The organism is Pseudodesulfovibrio sp. (assembly GCF_028692895.1).
Classification (GTDB): Bacteria; Desulfobacterota; Desulfovibrionia; order Desulfovibrionales; family Desulfovibrionaceae; genus Pseudodesulfovibrio.
Genome location: NZ_JAQUWN010000005.1, coordinates 1 through 15,646, shown reverse-complemented (window position 1 = coordinate 15,646; position 15,646 = coordinate 1). Strand labels below are relative to the sequence as shown.

Sequence of the window (15,646 nt, the reverse complement as noted above, 5' to 3'; positions counted from 1 at the left end):
CGCCATGAATCCCATGCAAATAAAGATTGATGAAGCCAGGGCCCGCGGAAAGATGGGGCTCATCCCGTTCCTGCCCGCCGGATTCCCGGACCGCGAGCGGTTCTGGAAGGAGCTGGAGCAGCTCGACGCGGCGGGCGCGGCGGTCATCGAGATCGGCATGCCCTTCTCCGACCCCGTGGCCGACGGCCCGGTGGTGGAGCGGGCGTCCCTCAAGTGCCTGGACGACGGCGTCAACCTGGCCTGGATATTCGAGGGCCTCAAGGCGCGCAAGGGCCGGTTCAGGGCCGCCCTGCTGCTGATGGGCTACCTCAACCCGGTCTACCAGTACGGCCTGGACACGTTCGCGGCCGACTGCGAGGCGGGCGGCGTCTCCGGCCTGATCGTGGCGGACATGCCCTATGAGGAGTCCGGGTTCGTCAAGGACGCGCTGAAACCCCACGGCGTCTCCCTGGTCCCCCTGGTGGGGCTGAACACCACCAGGGAGCGGATGGCGCTCTACGCCGACGGCGCGGAGGGCTTCTGCTACTTCGTCTCGGTCCTGGGCACCACGGGCCAGCGCGACGCCCTGCCCGCGCGCATCAAGGAGAAGCTGGCCGAGGCCCGCGAGGTCTTCGACATCCCCATCGCGCTCGGCTTCGGCATCAGGCGCCCGGAACAGGTGGCCCCATTCGCCGGGCTGATGGACGCGGCCGTGTTCGGCTCCGCCCTGATCGGCCACATCGAGGCCGGGGGAACCAGCGCCGAGTTCATGGCCCCCTGGGAATAGGGGAAATGACGAAAAAGCAATAACCACGGGGGCGGAGCCGCAAGCCGGGCCCGCCCCTTTTCACGCCTGCCGGGAAAGGGGGCGAACGCCCCCTTCAAAAAGACCGCCATCTCGCGTACACAGTCAGGGGAACACCCGCCCCGGCCCCGGCCGAAAACCAGCAACCGGACCACGCCATGTCGCTCAAAGAACGCCTGAACCTTTCCGAAGAGCCCGTCTATCTCATCGACGGCACCGCCCTGCTCTACCGCGCATTCTACGCCCGCGCCGACCTCTCCCGATCCGACGGGTTCCCCACCAACGCCATCAACACCGTGCTCCGCGTGCTCCTGAACCTGCTGCGCGACGAGAACCCGACCCACGTCGGCTTCATCATGGACGGCAAGGGCCCGACCTTCCGCAACGCCCTCTACGACCAGTACAAGGCCAACCGGCCGCCCATGCCCGAGCCCCTGGCCCAGCAGGTGGAGCCGGTGAGGAAGGGCGTGGAGCTGACCGGCGTCACCCTGTATGTTTCCGACGGCGTGGAGGCGGACGACTGCATATGCTCGCTGGCCGCGCGCTTCAAGCGGGAGCGGCCCGTGGTCATCCTGGCGGCGGACAAGGACCTCAAGCAGTGCCTGGACAAAAACGTTTACATGGTCAGCCAGAACGGCCGCAACGAGACCATCCACACCCTGGCGTCCTTCCGCGAGGCCGAGGGCATGGAGCCCGCCACCTGGCCCGACTTCCAGGCCGTCATCGGCGACACGGCCGACAACATCCCCGGCATCCCCAAGATCGGCCCGGTCACGGCCCGCAAGATTTTCGCCGAGACCGGCCCCACCCTGGAGGACCTGCGCGCCAACGTCGGCAAACTGCCGGACAAGCTGCGCGAAAAGGTGGAGCCCGAACTGGACAACGTCTTCACCTACCGCGAGTTGACGCGCATGAAGGCCGACTGCTGCACCATGACCCTGGACACCTTCCGCCTCTCCCCGGCGCACTACGGCCCTTTGCACGCCTTCCTGGACGAATACGAGTTGCGCGGCATCAAGAGCATGGTCCCCCGCCCGGCCCCGGCGGGCGCGCCGAGGGTCGAGCCCAAACCCGCACCGGCTGGCGGCTCGCGGCAGCACTCGCTTTTCGCCACCCCGCCCTCGGCGGCCAAGGAAAAGGACGAGCCCCTGCCCGTGACCGAGATTTCCGCGCCGGACGGACTGCCCGACGTAAAAGGCGGGGAAGTCGGCCTGGTCTTTGCGGACGACGCCTTCCACCTCGGCCTGGACAAGACCGAATACCGTTACACCGGCCCCGTGGACGGCCTGGTCCGGGCCCTGGGCGCGGCGGCCATCATCGCCACGCCCTCGGTGCAGGACCTGCTCCGGGCCGACGACGGCTGGGGGGCCATTCCCCCGGCACGGTGGTTCGACCTCAGCCTGGCCGCCTACCTGCTGGACCCCGAGGCGCGCAACTACGCCTGGCCGCGCCTGCGCCAGTCCCTGTTCCAGGACGCCCGGCCCGAGTTCGCGGGGCTGGCCGACGACCTGCACCCGAGGGCGCAGGGCCTGGCCGCCCTGGCCTACCGCGCGGGCATCCGGGGCCAGGTGGAGGGCGCGGACCTCTGGCCGCTCATGCGCGACCTGGAGACCCCGCTCATCCCGGTGCTGGTGGCCATGGAAAAGGCGGGCATCACCATCGACCGGGACGCCTTCAAGTCGTTCCTCGACGAGGTGTCGGGCCAGCTCGACGAACTGACCCGGACCATCATCGGCCACGCGGGCGAGGCGTTCAACATCCGCTCCAGCCAGCAACTGGCCGTGGTCCTCTTCGACAAGCTCGGCATCAAGGCGGGCGGCAAGACGGCCACTGGCCAGCGCTCCACGGCCAACCAGGTCCTGGAGAACATCCGCGACGCCCACCCCGTCGTCGGCGAGATCCTGGAATACCGAATGCTGGAAAAGCTGCGCTCCACCTACCTGGAGCCCCTGCCCAAGCTGGTGGACGAGCACTCGCGGCTGCACACCCACTTCAACCAACTGGCCACGGCCACGGGGCGGCTCTCCAGCTCCCAGCCCAATTTGCAGAACATCCCCATCCGGGGCGTGTACGGGCCGCGCATGCGCGCCTGCTTCACGGCCGGGCCGGGCATGATGCTGGCCGCGGCCGACTATTCGCAGATCGAGCTGCGGGTGCTGGCCCATTGCTCCAAGGACCCGGCCCTCGTCGACGCCTTCCTGCACGACGAGGACATCCACACCCGCACCGCCGCCCTGCTCACGGACAAGGCCCCGCAGGACGTCACGCCCGGCGAGCGGCGCAACGCCAAGACCATCAACTTCGGCCTGATCTACGGCATGGGCGTGCAGAAGCTCGCCCGCGAACTCTCCATCACCCAGAACGAGGCCAAGGAGTTCACGGCCCGCTACTTCGAGAAGCTGTCCACCCTCAAGGGATACTACGAAGGCGTGGTCCGCGACGCCCAGGAGCACGGCTTCGTCACCACCCTGGCCGGACGCCGCCGCCTGCTGCCCGAGCTGCACTCCACCAACAACATGGTCGCGTCCGAGGCGCGCCGCCAGGCCGTGAACACGGTCATCCAGGGCACGGCAGCGGACATCATCAAGAAGGCCATGGTGGCGGCCCACCGCGACCCGGAGCTGCGCGCCCTGGGCGCGCGCCTGCTGCTCCAGGTGCACGACGAACTGATCGTCGAGGCGCCGGCCGAAAACATCGGGGCCGCCGGGGCGCGGCTCACGGCCATCATGCAGGCCGCCGAGCGGCTCGACGTGCCCCTCAAGGTGGACATGGGAACCGGCCGGACCTGGGCGGACGCCCACTGATCGCGGCCCATTGTGCTAATGGCGGAGAAAGTATAGAATAGCTCGTCTTCAACGATTCACCCCGGCCGGGCAAACGACGGAAAACGCCGGGAACCACTTTCAATCACAAGAGTATCCATGGAAAACGAAACACGCATCGATCCGACCGGCGAAACGGCCGCAGGCGAAGAATTTCCCTCGATCAAATTCGAGGAGCTGCCCGAGGCGCTCAAGGCCGCCTGCGAACGGGCCGGCTGGCAGTCCCTCATGCCCGTGCAGGAAAAGGCCCTGCCCCAACTGCTCGCCGACCGCGACGTCATGGTCCAGGCCCGCACCGGCTCCGGCAAGACCGGGGCCTACGTCCTCCCCCTCATCGAAAAACTGGACCCGTCCCGGCCCGAGTGCCAGGCCCTGGTCATGGTCCCCACGCGCGAGCTGGCCAAGCAGGTCGCCCAGGACGCCCAGACCCTGATGGGCGACGAATTCGGCATCGTTGCCGTCTACGGCGGCGTGGGCTACAAGGAGCAGTTGGACGCCTTCCGCGAGGGCGCGCAGTTCGTGGTCGGCACCCCCGGCCGCATCCTGGACCACCTGATGCGCCGCAACCTCTCCCTCGACAAGCTGCGCGTGGTCATCTTCGACGAGGCCGACCGCATGCTCTCCGTGGGCTTCTACCCCGACATGGTGGAGGTGAAGCGCTACCTGCCGAAGCGCCTGGACGGCTCCTACATGTTCTCGGCCACCTTCCCGCAGTCCGTGCTGCGCCTGGCCGAGGAGTTCATGGTCAAGCCCGCGTTCCTCAGCCTCTCCTCGGAAGAGGGCAACATCACGGCCATCACCCACCAGTTCGTGCAGGTCCCGGCCATGGGAAAGGAGCGCAAGCTCATCAAACTCATCGAGCTGGAGAACCCCACCTCGGCCGTCATCTTCTCCAACACCAAGCGCAACGTGGAGTTCACCGCCGCCCTGCTCTCCCAGTTCGGGTTCGACGCCGAAGGGCTGACCTCGGACCTGACCCAGGCCAAGCGCGAGCAGCTCATGTCCCGGATCAAGGAGGGCAAGCTCCGCTTCCTGGTGGCCACCGATGTGGCCGCGCGCGGCATCGACATCCCGGAGCTGTCCCACGTCTTCATGATGGAGCCGCCCGAGGACCCGGAGTCATACGTGCACCGCGCCGGACGCACGGGTCGCGCCGGGGCCTCCGGCACGGCCATCACCCTGGTGGACGTCATCCAGCGGATCGAGCTGGAGCGCATCGCAACCCGGTTCAAGATTCATTTCGAAGAGATCAAGGACCCCACGGACGAGGACGTGGCCGCCATCATCAAGGAGCGGCTCACCGCCCTGCTGGAGACGAAATTCCGCAAGATGACCAACCTGGAGCGGGAGCGCGCCTCCCGGTTCGTGGGCCTGGCCAGGGAATACGCCCAGCACGAGGACTCCCTGGGGCTCATCGCCATGCTCCTGGACGAGATTTACCAGAACACCCTGCACGGCAAGCCCGCCTCCGCCCCGGCGGATGCGCCCGCCCGTCCGCAGCCGTCCCGCCAGTCCTCCCAGGAGGACCGGCCCGAACGGTCCAAGCGCGGCCGCCGCTCGCGCGGGCGCAGGGGCGGCGAGGGCCGCGACCGTGACGACGAACCGCGCCGCGATGATCCTCCGGTGCGCGACGCCCGCCAACGCGAACGCGCGGCCGAAACCGCCAAAGAAGCCCCCGGGGAGACCTTCAACGAGGCCGCCGAGGAGCCCGAACGCCGGGAAGCCCCGCAGCGGGCCGACAACGCCGAGGCGCAGGACCGCCCGGAAAAGCGGAAGCGGTCCCGCTCGCGCAGGCGGCCCGACCGGTCCGAATCGCCCGACGGCGAACCGTCCCGCCAGGCCGAAGCCTCCGAGCGGACCAAATCGTCCGAACCGGCCGAGCGGACCGAATCGGCTCGGCCGGAGAAGACCGAACGCTCCCGGCAGCCCCGCAAGGCCAGGCCCGAGGCCGACGAGCCCGTCAGCCGGAGCGCAGCCCTGTTCCTGGACGAGGACGTGGACTACGGCGCGGACGAGCCGGAGGACGGGGAGGACCGTCCCCAGTCCCGGCGCCGCCGCCCGCGCAGAAGACGCCGCTAGCCGCGGGACGTGGCCGCCCGCGACCTGATCCTCGGCACGGCCGCCGGATACCACTACGGTGACGTGCGCCCCTTTCTCCGCTCCCTTGACGGGAGCGGATTTTCGGGGCGTTGCGTCCTGTTCGTCTCCGAAACCACCCGGGACCTGGCGCGCATGGCCGACCACCACGTCGCCCTGCTGCCCCTGAGGGCCGACGCCGCGCCGGACGGCATGTCCTGCAACGCCCTGCGCCACTTCCTCTACCGCGACTATCTGCGCGCCCAAAGCGAACCCCCGGCCCGAGTCCTGCTCACCGACGTGCGCGACGTGGTCTTCCAGTCCGACCCCTTCGCCCCGGCCTGGGCCGAGGGGCTGACCTGCGCCGTGGAGGACCGGCGCATGACCATCGGGACCTGTCCGCACAACAGCCGCTGGGTCCGCCTCCACCTGGGCGACGACGCCCTGGCCAGGGTGGCGGACCGGCCCATTCTCTGCTCCGGCACCACCGTTGGCGGCGCCGGGGCCGTCCTCGCCTACCTCGACGCCCTGACCGAAAAGATGGCCCCCTTCACCGGGGGCGAACGCATGGCCGGGTTCGACCAGGGCGTGCACAACGTCCTCGTCCACACAGGAGCCTTGGGCCCGGTCACCCTCACGGACAACGCGGGCCCGATCCTCACCCTGGGCTACACCGAAGGCGAGCCGCGCCTCGACGCCGAAGGCTTCGCGCTCAACGAAGCGGGCCAGCGGGCGGTGATCGTCCACCAGTACGACCGCAAGCCCGGCCTCTTTCGCCGCATCAGGGAAAAATACGCGTAGGGAACGGCCGGGCGCGGACCCGGAGCCGGTTCGTCAGGGCCGGTCATGGGGCACGAACCCGCTCTCGACCACGATGCGCCGCCCCTGTGAACTCAGCACGAAATCCACGAAGGCGCGCACCGGCTGCGTGGCGTCCCCGGCAATGTAGAAGTTGAGGGTGCGCGACGCGGGATAGGAACCGTCCAGCACGGACCGGACCGTGGCCGTGCGCCCGTCGAGCGGCAGCGCCTTGACCGAGCCGTCCACGAACCCCATGCCCACGTAGCCGATGGCCCCCGGTCCGGCGCACACCGCCCGGACCATGGCCTCGTTGGAATCAAGGCGGCGCAGCCCCGCCGCTTCGCCCGCCGCGCCCAGGACCATCCGGAACCAGATGTCGTGTGAGCCGGACTCGTCGCCGCGCTCCAGGGGAACCACGGCGAGGCTGGGCCCGCCCAGCTCCCGCCAGTTGCGCAGCTCGCCCTCGTAGATGGCCCGGAGCTGCTCCGCCGTCACCCCCGCCAGGGGATTGGACGGGTGGACGATGGGCACCAGCCCGTCCAGGGCCAGGAGGAACCGTTCGGGCTCTACGCCGTTTCGGGCGCACACCGCCCGCTCCGGGTCGTTCATCTCGCGCGAAAGCAGGGCCACGTCCGCCAGCCCCAGGGCGAGATCCCGCGCCCCGGCAGCCGAGCCGCTGCCCGTCAGCAGGAAATGCCGGTCCGGCTCCCGCTCCTGGTAGGCGCGGATCAGCCGGGCCATGAGCGGCCCCATGGTCGTGGAACCGGACAGGCGCACGGGTCGTCCCGCCACAGGGCAATCGCCCGGCAGGCCAAGCACCGCCATGCACAGCGCCACAGCCAACACCACCGCCTTCACCAAGCCCCTCCCCATATCCCCTCCTGAAATCGTTCGCTCCGCCCGACGCCGCCGCGCTCCCTCTACCCCATTTTCAGCGGGCCGAGGCGGAGGAACGCCTCTCCTTGCACATTCTTAACGATACTGTAACGCGCGCACTCAGTTTGAAACCGTACTTTTGATGTAATGAACTAGCCAATCATTCACCCAACCCATACGGACTTGCCAATCAGCCATGAAGCGCCTTGGATTTCAATACAAACTGTTCCTGGCCTCCACTATCATCGTCCTGGTGACCATCGCCAGCATGGCGGGCGTGAACTTCGTCAAGGCGCGCTGCGAGTTTCGCGCAAGCGGCATTGCGGCCATGGAGAACGTCTCCCGCACCCTGCGCGACACCGTCGCCATGCAGGACCGGCTGGCCCGCAAGAAGATCCTCTCGGACCTGAACATCTTCAAGTCCCTCATGGGCGTGGGCGGCCTGCCCATGTTCGAGGTGCTCTACGACGTGGACCTCACCCTCACCAACCAGACCGACGGCGCGAGCGAAAAGGCGACCATCCCCGCCTTCAAGCTGGGCGCCAAGTACCTGCACGAATCAAACGAGCTGGTGGACTCCATGTCCAACGCCGCCGGGGTCCTCTCCTCGGTCCTGCAACTGGACAAGGGCCGGTTCATCCGCGTCACCACCAGCCTGACCGACACCTCCGGCGCACCGGCCAGGGGACTCTACTTCACCGCGGACACGCCGACGGGCCAGGCCATCCTCGCAGGCGAGCGGTACGAGGGCATCGCCACCATCGGCGGCCGGTGGTACGTCACCGCCTACGAGGCCGTGCGCGACTTCGACGACCAGGTCATCGGGGCCATGGAGGTGGCCCGGCCGGTCATCGACGAGGAATTCGCCGGGTTCATCCGCTCGGTGAGCGTGTCGGGCAAGGGCTATTCATACGTCCTCCAGTCCGACGGCGCCTTTCCTGTGGCCCCGCGCGACCCGGCCTCCGCCGCAAGAGTGGCCGCCCAGGTTCTTGCCGACCCCGCCATCAAGAAGGCGGGCGGCACCATCGAGACCGACCTCGGGACGGACTCCGCGCTCTCCAGCGTGGTCCGTTTCGCGCCGTGGGACGCCTACATCGTCACCAGCCTGCACACCTCGGCCCTGCTCAAGGGCGTGGATGCCGACATCGTCCGCTCGGCCCTGCTCAGTTCGGTCCTGCCCCTCCTGCTTTCCATTCTGGTCATCTGGTTCACCAGCCGCCAGTTGCTCACGCCCATGAACCGCCTGGCCGCCCTGGCCGACGAGGTCAGCAAGGGAAATTTCGACGTCGATTTCGCCTACCCGGTCAGCGACGCCATCGGCCGGACCATGGCCTCGGTCAAGCGCATGGTCTCGGAGATGAAAAATCAGCTCGGCTTCAGCCGGGGCGTGCTGGACGGCGTGACCATCCCCTGCGCCGTGGTGGACTTGGAAAACCGGCTGACCCACATCAACAAGGCCGCCACGGCCATCCTCGGCAAGCGCAAGGTCCCGGAAAAGTACCTGGCCACTTCGCTCAACGAGGTCATGTACCACGACGCCCGGCGCAAGACGCTGAGCGAGGTGGCCATGAAGAAGCGGGAGCAGGTGGAGTGGGAGATAGAACTCACCCGCGACATCGACGGGATGACCGTGACCCTGCACGTGGTCTCCACGCCCATCTACGACCTGGACGACGCGCTCATCGGGGCCATCACCATCTGGGTGGACCTGACCGAGGAGCGCAACCAGAAGAAGGCCGTGGAGGCCAAGAACTCCCTTATCGAGGAGGCCGCCCGGGACGCCAACGCCATCGCCCGCGCAGTGGCCGACTCCGCGCGCGGACTGGCCGACAAGATTCGCAGCGCCAACCAGGGCGCGCTGGAGCAGCGCGACAGGGCCATGGAGGCGTCCACGGCCATGGAGCAGATGAACGCCACGGTGCTGGAGGTGGCCAAGAGCGCCACGGCCACGGCCAGGATGTCCGGGGAGACCAGCGAACTGGCCCGCTCCGGCGCGGAGGTCGTGGGCCGGTCCGTGGAGATGATGCGCCTGGTCCACGAGCGCTCGGAGGGGCTCCGGGCCCAGATGGCCGAACTGGACGCCCACGCCAAGGGCATAGGGGCCATCATGGGCGTCATCACGGACATTGCGGACCAGACCAACCTGCTGGCGCTCAATGCGGCCATCGAGGCCGCCCGCGCGGGCGAGGCCGGACGCGGTTTCGCCGTGGTTGCCGACGAGGTGCGCAAGCTGGCGGAAAAGACCATGGCCGCCACCCACGAGGTGGGCGACTACATCCAGTCCATACAGAAGAGCGCGGCCAGCAACATCAAGAGCAGCGACGAGGCGAACCAGGCGCTGAAAGAATGCCGGTCCATGATCGAGCAATCGGGCGAGTCGCTGACCGCCATCGTGGCCAAGGCGGACGAGGCGGCCACGCAGGTCCAGGGCATCGCGGCCTCGGCGGACGAGCAGTCGGCCACCAGCGAGCAGATCAACGAGGCCACCGAGACGGTCAACCGCATCGCCGGGGAGACGGCCGACTCCATGGAGGAGTCGACCAAGGCCATCGGCGACCTGAACGAGCTGGCCGAGGAGTTGCGCGCCGCCATTGAGAGGATGCAACGCTAGCTGTGATTTTCCGTGGCGGGTTTTGGATCGCACCTCCCGTCCCGGACGCCTCTCCGCCGGTAACGGAGGGGCGCTTTTTCGGGATGGGCGGCCGCCGTGAAGGTGGCCGCCCATCTTGCTTGCGGAAAAGCGAAAGATGAAAGGCGAAAAGGCAGAAGAGAAAGGCAGATAAGGAGCCGCCTCCGGCAGGACCTTTTTCAGAGGTTTCGCGCCCTGAAGGCGCGACTTGCTTTTTGACCAGACGCAGACTGTACTCTCAAACTGAACGCTTTCCCCGGCTCTGGCCGGACTTCCAGGCTGCTGCTCGCCTTTCCATCCCCTCCCCTTTCCCCCAACAGGAAAGCCCCCGCGCATCGTGCGCGGGGGCTTTTCACTCAAAAACAATCGGCAAGCTGCCGATCAATTACCATTTCGTCTCATACTTGTTGCGCAGATAAATGGCCGCGCCATTCATCAGCAACATCACCGCCAGCAGGACGATGATGCCCGCGCTGGTCCGCTCGGTGAACGCCCGCATCGAATCCGACGACCAGGTGTATATCTGCGCGGGCAGAACCGTGGCCGCCGAGGTGAACCCGTCCGGGGCCTCGGGAATATACGCCATCATCCCGACGATCATGAGCGGCGCGGTCTCGCCAATGGCGCGCGCCAGTCCGATGATGGTGCCGGTCAGGATGCCGGGCAGCGAAAGCGGGAGGATGTTGGTGATGACCATCTGCCAGCGGGTGGCCCCCAGGGCCAGCGCGCCCTCGCGGATGGAGTCCGGAATGGCCAGGATGGCCGCGCGCGTGGAGATGATGATGACCGGCAGGGTCATGAGCGAGAGGGTCAGGCCGCCCACCAGGGCGCTGGAACGCGGCACGCCCATGAAGTTGATGAAGATGGACAGGCCGAGCAGACCGAACAGGATGGACGGGATGGCGGCCAGGTTGTTGATGTTGACCTCGACGACCTGCATGAGCCGGTTGTCCGGCGCGAACTCCTCCAGGTAGATGGCCGTGGCCACGCCCAGGGGGAAGCTGAAGGCCAGGGTGATGATGAGCACGTAGAGCGAGCCCACGGCGGCGGCCCAGATGCCGGCCATTTCCGGCAGCTTGGAGTCTCCGTTGAGGAAGAACCCCTTGTTGAAGGCGAGCCGGGCCCGGCCCTCGGCGCGCATGGTGTCCACAAGCTGGCGTTCGGCCTTGCGCAGCCGGTTTGGCTTGCCCTTGAGGTACTGGTCCACCTCGGAGTCGGCCAGGACCCACTTGTCCTCGGAGGTGCCGAGCAGGGAGGGGTCCTCGCGCAGCAGGTTCGGGATGAGGCGCGTGAAGCCGCGGCTGACCAGGTAGCTGACGTTCTCGTCCAGGGCGTTGTCGCCCATCTTGCGGGCCTGGTCGTTGTAGTTGACCTCCACGCGCAGCTCGGCCTGTTCGAAGGCGGGCCAGGCGGAATGGACGATGTCAACGAAGAAGAAAACCAGGAACGCGCCCGCGAGCAGAATGGCGGCGTAGGAAAAGGCGATGAACCGCTTGTCGCGGCCCGCCCGTTTCTTCAGGTAGTTCTGACTGACGTGTGCTTGCATGACGACCGCCTATTCGTACTGTTGCCGGAACCGGCGGATGACCACCAGCGAAATGACGTTGAGCAGAAGGGTGACCACCAGGAGGACGAGGCCCAGGCCGAAGGCGGACAGGGTCTCGGGGCTGTCGAAGGCCTGGTCGCCGGTGAAGGCGTCCACGATGCGCACGGTGACCGTGGTCATGCCCTCCAGGGGGTTCCAGGTCAGGTTGGCCCGCAGTCCGGCGGCCATGACCACGATCATGGTCTCGCCAACAGCGCGGGACACGGCCAGCAGGAAGGCGGAGACGATGCCGGGCAGGGCCGCGGGCAGGATGACGTTCTTGATGGTCTCGGAGCGATACGCGCCCATGGCCAGCGCGCCCTCGCGCAGGGAGTTGGGCACGGAGTTGATGACGTCGTCCGAGAGCGAGGAGATGAGCGGGATGATCATCACGCCCATGACCAGGCCGGGGGAAAGCGCGTTGGTGAAGTCCGCCTGCAGGCCGAAGTATTCGGCCACGTGGACCACCAGAGGGCTGACGGTGATGGCGGCGAAAAAGCCGTACACGACCGTGGGGATGCCCGCCAGGATCTCCAGGGCGGGCTTGGCCACCTTGCGGAAGGCGGGGGAGGCGTACTCGGACATGCAGATGGCCGAGAACAGGCCGATGGGCACGGCGACGAGCATGGCGATGGCCGTGACCATGAAGGTGCCTGCAAAAAGCGGGACCGAGCCGAACACGCCCGAGGTGCCCCGGCCGGGGACCGCCTCGTCCGGGTTCCAGGTGGTGCCGGTGATGAAATCCCACAGGCTGACCATGTCGAAGAACTTGATGGCCTCGAAGGTCACCGACAGGACGATGCCCAGCGTGGTGAAGATGGAGACCAGGGAGGCGACGAAGAGCATCTTGACGATGAGCCGCTCCACCACCTGGCGGGCGCGCAGGCCCGGCTTGACCGTGGCCACGCCCACCGAGAGCCCGGCGGCGGCCAGGATGATGGCGGCGGCCACCAAGGCGCCGCCCGGCACGTCGGCCACGCCGGTCAGCTTGAGCAGGGCGGCCACCAGCGACCCGAGCATGGCCGGGGACAGGGTCCAGACCACCGCGTACCAGCCGTAGCTGCCGGGCGTCGAGCGCATCTGCTGGCCCTTGAAGGAGGGCGAGAAGGTCTTGCGCGTGGCCAGGAAGTAGGCCACCACCGCCAGGGGCAGGACCCCGCAGAAGAGATAGAAAAATATGGTTCCGGTATCCAAGTTCATCCCCGTCGGATAAACGCGGAAAGAGACCGGTCCGCCGGACCGGCCTCTTTCAGGCGTCTGTTGTTACTTCTTGAGGTCATCCAGGGTCAGGTTCTTGTAGGACAGCACGTCCTTCTGCACCTTGGCGCGCAGCTCGTCGGCCAGCGGGATCAGGCCGATGCGCTTGAGCAGGCCGCGGGAGCCGATCATCTTCTCGGACATGAAGAGCTCGATGTACTCGCGCATGCCCGGGACCTTATCCAGGTGGGCCTTCTTGACGTAGAAGTACAGGGAGCGGGAGATCGGGTACTCGCCGGAGGCGATGGTCGCAGGGTCGGGGGACACGCCGTCGATCTTGGCGCCCTTGATGCGGTCGGAGTTCTCTTCCAGGTAGGAGTAGCCGAAGATGCCGAAGGCGTCCTTGTCCTTGGTCAGCTTCTGGACGATGAGGTTGTCGTTCTCGCCAGCCGGGACGTACACGCCGTCCTCACGCACGGCCTCGTACTTCTCGGCCTTGTTGCTGGGGGAGATGGGGTTGTACAGGTCCTTGTTCTTGTTGGCGAAGTGGCCCAGCACCATCTCGGCGAAGGCGTCGCGGGTGCCGGAGGAGGTCGGCGGGCCGTAGATCAGGATGGGCCGCTTGGGAAGGGCCGGATTGATCTGGTCCCAGGTCTTGTAGGGGTTCTTGACCATCTTGCCGTTCATGGGAACGTCGGCGGCAACGGCCATGGCCAGTTCGTCCTTGGTCACGGAAAAGTCCGGGTTGGCGCCGTTCTGGGCGATGGCGATGCCGTCATAGCCGATCAGGGCCTCGGTGATCTCGGTGATCCCGGCCTTCTGGTCCTTCTCGAACTCGCTCGCCTTCATGCGGCGCGACGAGTTGGTGATGTCCGGGGTGTCGAGGCCGACGCCGTTGCCGAACAGCTTGTGGCCGCCGCCGGAACCGGTGGACTCGACCACCGGGGACTTGAACTTGGTGGTCGCGCCCAGCTCTTCGGCAACGTAGCTGGAGAACGGGTAGACGGTGGAAGAACCGACGATCTTGACCTGATCGCGGGCCTGGGCCATGCCGGCGCCGAACGCGATGACGGCGGCGGCGACGATGAGATTTTTCAGGAACTTGGGCATGTGGTTTCTCCTCAACTATGGTTAAAAACGGAAATCCAAATTTGCTGAGCAGACACTAGATAACCACTGTTACAGCACCATGAGCCGTTTGTTACGCTTGCGTTACATGTTACAACAGCCGGAAAAGCGTTGCCGGGCGCTGGTTTCCGCCCGGGTCTGGACGCCGGTCGATCCAGCGTGATAGGGAGGGGCATGTTGTATTTCCTGGGCAACTGCCAGGCGGAATTCCTCGCCCGCTCCCTGGCCGACCGCGGCCATGCCTGCGCCTACCGGGTGCAGGCCTCGCCCTTCACCTACCCCAGCCATCCCGGCTCCGTGCCCGGCTCCCTGGCCGGACTGGCGCGGACGGCCCCCCTGGCCGACTACCTTGACGGCCGCGAGCTCATGAACCAGTTCGCGCCCATTGGCCCGGACGACCCCGCGCCGGAGCTGATCGTCCTGAACCTCCACCACGAGAACGAGCCGCTCTTCACCCACAAGGCGGAGGGGTACACCTTTCACATGAACGTGCGCGCGCTCAACGACCGGCCGGAGATCATGGCCTGGGCGCGGGAGCACTGTAACATGTTTTTGCCGAATCCCGCCACCTATCTGAAACGGTTCGGCCGATGGCTCGCACGGGTCCGGGCGGACTTTCCCGCCTCGCCCATCCTGGTCCTGAACCGGCTGAGCCCCCACCCAGCCTTCGGGCCGGACCCGTTCTCCTACCTCCGGGGCTGGGACGGGCTCCACCGCGAGGCCCCGACCGTGCTGGCCCGGTGGTCGGCCGAGCTGAACGGGGTCCACGTCCTGGACATGGACCGGGTCTTCGGCGGCCTGTGGGCCGACGACCCCGCGCCGCGCATCGAGGCCCTGTGCCCTTTCCTCAAGATCGAGCTGACCCGGACGGACGGCGCGGTGACCGGCCTGCACGCCCGGCGCGACATCGAGCACGCCGGGCCCCTGCCCGACCGGCTGGCGGACAAGGTGGAGGACTTCCTGCGCACCGGGGCCATTTCTTATAATAAAGAAGAGATCGCGCGCCCCGAGTGGCGGCGGCCGCCGAGGCTCCGCCGGCCGGGCGACGACGCCCTGCGGGCCGGGCTCGCCTCCGGGTCCAACTACCGCGCGGCCGAGGCCGTGGCCGCCTTCTTCCTGGACCTCGGCCGGGACCACACCCCCTTGCTGCGGGAGGCGGCCGGGGCCATGCCCGTCTGCCACAACACCCTGCACATGATCCGGGCTTACGGCAGGCTGCGCTCCACCCCGGACCTGGCGGCCTGGTGCGACGTCCACAGCGCCGTGGCCGAGGCCTTCACGGCCAACGGCCCCCTCTACCGCGAGACCTACCTGGAACGCATCGACGAAATTCGCCGATTCGTCACAGCCCCATAGGCCACCGCCCCCCGGCCCCACTGGACAAATCGGACCAAACGTGTTGCTATTCGCGCCACGGGGCATACCCCGGTGGCGTTTGTTACATGCTTGCATCGGCCTTCCAACCTCCTTCCGGAAGATTCTTCTCCCTTGGAGTCCTTTCATGTCCGCTTCTTTCCGTCATTTCCTGATCCTGCGCATCAGCCTGCTGATCGCCCTGCTGGTGGCCGCCTGCATCGGCTATTACCTCTATCGGGCCGACACCATCGCCGCCGACCTGCGCGCCCAGCACGCCGCCACCCTGGCCAGCCACGTATCCCTGCGCCTGGGCAAGGAGCGCGACACCGCCACCCCGGCCCTCATTGCCGGGTCGGGCGCGGCCTCCCGCGATTTCCGGGCCGAGGGCATCA

11 protein-coding genes are annotated in these 15,646 nt (G+C 67.3%); 7 read left to right on the top strand and 4 right to left on the bottom strand.

All coding sequences use genetic code 11. The features are described 5' to 3' along the window. The first annotated feature begins 4 nt into the window (after positions 1–4). From trpA to PHP91_RS02125, 4 genes are all read left to right on the top strand, one after another. Complete coding sequence (gene trpA / locus PHP91_RS02140; protein WP_300136168.1) at positions 5–766, top strand: tryptophan synthase subunit alpha; 762 nt, start codon at positions 5–7, stop codon at positions 764–766. A 176-nt stretch (positions 767–942) separates the two neighbouring features. Further along, positions 943–3,588 (top strand): DNA polymerase I, encoded by a 2,646-nt coding sequence (polA, locus tag PHP91_RS02135; RefSeq protein ID WP_300136166.1) that lies wholly within the window; start codon positions 943–945, stop codon positions 3,586–3,588. Positions 3,589–3,705: 117 nt separating this feature from the next. Beyond that, on the top strand, positions 3,706–5,685 hold the full coding sequence (locus tag PHP91_RS02130; RefSeq protein WP_300136164.1) for a DEAD/DEAH box helicase: 1,980 nt from the start codon (positions 3,706–3,708) through the stop codon (positions 5,683–5,685). A gap of 9 nt (positions 5,686–5,694) precedes the next feature. Then, a complete protein-coding gene (locus tag PHP91_RS02125; protein WP_300136162.1) occupies positions 5,695–6,483 on the top strand; it encodes a hypothetical protein in 789 nt (262 codons plus the stop codon). 33 nt (positions 6,484–6,516) lie between these two features. Here the strand turns inward: PHP91_RS02125 and PHP91_RS02120 are convergent, their stop codons facing one another. Next, on the bottom strand, positions 6,517–7,356 hold the full coding sequence (locus PHP91_RS02120; protein WP_300136159.1) for a PstS family phosphate ABC transporter substrate-binding protein: 840 nt from the start codon (positions 7,354–7,356) through the stop codon (positions 6,517–6,519). Positions 7,357–7,555: 199 nt separating this feature from the next. Here PHP91_RS02120 and PHP91_RS02115 point away from each other — a divergent pair, with 199 nt between their 5' ends. Beyond that, positions 7,556–9,970 carry a methyl-accepting chemotaxis protein gene (locus tag PHP91_RS02115; protein ID WP_300136156.1) on the top strand — a complete coding sequence of 805 codons (2,415 nt, stop codon included), beginning with the start codon at positions 7,556–7,558 and terminating at the stop codon, positions 9,968–9,970. Between the two features lie 403 nt (positions 9,971–10,373). Here the strand turns inward: PHP91_RS02115 and pstA are convergent, their stop codons facing one another. The 3 genes from pstA to PHP91_RS02100 all read right to left on the bottom strand — a co-directional run bounded on the left by pstA (position 10,374) and on the right by PHP91_RS02100 (position 13,880). After that, on the bottom strand, positions 10,374–11,534 hold the full coding sequence (gene pstA, locus PHP91_RS02110; RefSeq protein ID WP_300136153.1) for a phosphate ABC transporter permease PstA: 1,161 nt from the start codon (positions 11,532–11,534) through the stop codon (positions 10,374–10,376). Positions 11,535–11,543: 9 nt separating this feature from the next. Next, positions 11,544–12,773, bottom strand: a complete 1,230-nt coding sequence (gene pstC / locus PHP91_RS02105) for a phosphate ABC transporter permease subunit PstC (protein ID WP_300136150.1) — start codon at positions 12,771–12,773, stop codon at positions 11,544–11,546. A 63-nt stretch (positions 12,774–12,836) separates the two neighbouring features. Continuing rightward, on the bottom strand, positions 12,837–13,880 hold the full coding sequence (locus PHP91_RS02100; protein WP_300136147.1) for a PstS family phosphate ABC transporter substrate-binding protein: 1,044 nt from the start codon (positions 13,878–13,880) through the stop codon (positions 12,837–12,839). 192 nt (positions 13,881–14,072) lie between these two features. Here PHP91_RS02100 and PHP91_RS02095 point away from each other — a divergent pair, with 192 nt between their 5' ends. Both PHP91_RS02095 and PHP91_RS02090 read left to right on the top strand, forming a co-directional pair. Beyond that, positions 14,073–15,254: an SGNH/GDSL hydrolase family protein gene (locus PHP91_RS02095; RefSeq protein WP_300136144.1), complete on the top strand. Its 1,182-nt coding sequence runs from the start codon at positions 14,073–14,075 to the stop codon at positions 15,252–15,254. Between the two features lie 145 nt (positions 15,255–15,399). Beyond that, a partial coding sequence (locus PHP91_RS02090; protein WP_300136141.1) for a hypothetical protein occupies positions 15,400–15,646 on the top strand: 247 nt, incomplete at its 3' end.

What these genes read in the sequence shown, in the direction of transcription:
- trpA (WP_300136168.1), top strand. Translation starts at nt 5, where the DNA reads ATGAATCCCATGCAAATAAAGATTGATGAAGCCAGGGCCCGCGGAAAG.
- polA (WP_300136166.1), top strand. Translation starts at nt 943, where the DNA reads ATGTCGCTCAAAGAACGCCTGAACCTTTCCGAAGAGCCCGTCTATCTC.
- PHP91_RS02130 (WP_300136164.1), top strand. Translation starts at nt 3,706, where the DNA reads ATGGAAAACGAAACACGCATCGATCCGACCGGCGAAACGGCCGCAGGC.
- PHP91_RS02120 (WP_300136159.1), bottom strand. Translation starts at nt 7,356, where the DNA reads ATGGGGAGGGGCTTGGTGAAGGCGGTGGTGTTGGCTGTGGCGCTGTGC.
- PHP91_RS02115 (WP_300136156.1), top strand. Translation starts at nt 7,556, where the DNA reads ATGAAGCGCCTTGGATTTCAATACAAACTGTTCCTGGCCTCCACTATC.
- pstA (WP_300136153.1), bottom strand. Translation starts at nt 11,534, where the DNA reads ATGCAAGCACACGTCAGTCAGAACTACCTGAAGAAACGGGCGGGCCGC.
- pstC (WP_300136150.1), bottom strand. Translation starts at nt 12,773, where the DNA reads ATGAACTTGGATACCGGAACCATATTTTTCTATCTCTTCTGCGGGGTC.
- PHP91_RS02100 (WP_300136147.1), bottom strand. Translation starts at nt 13,880, where the DNA reads ATGCCCAAGTTCCTGAAAAATCTCATCGTCGCCGCCGCCGTCATCGCG.
- PHP91_RS02095 (WP_300136144.1), top strand. Translation starts at nt 14,073, where the DNA reads ATGTTGTATTTCCTGGGCAACTGCCAGGCGGAATTCCTCGCCCGCTCC.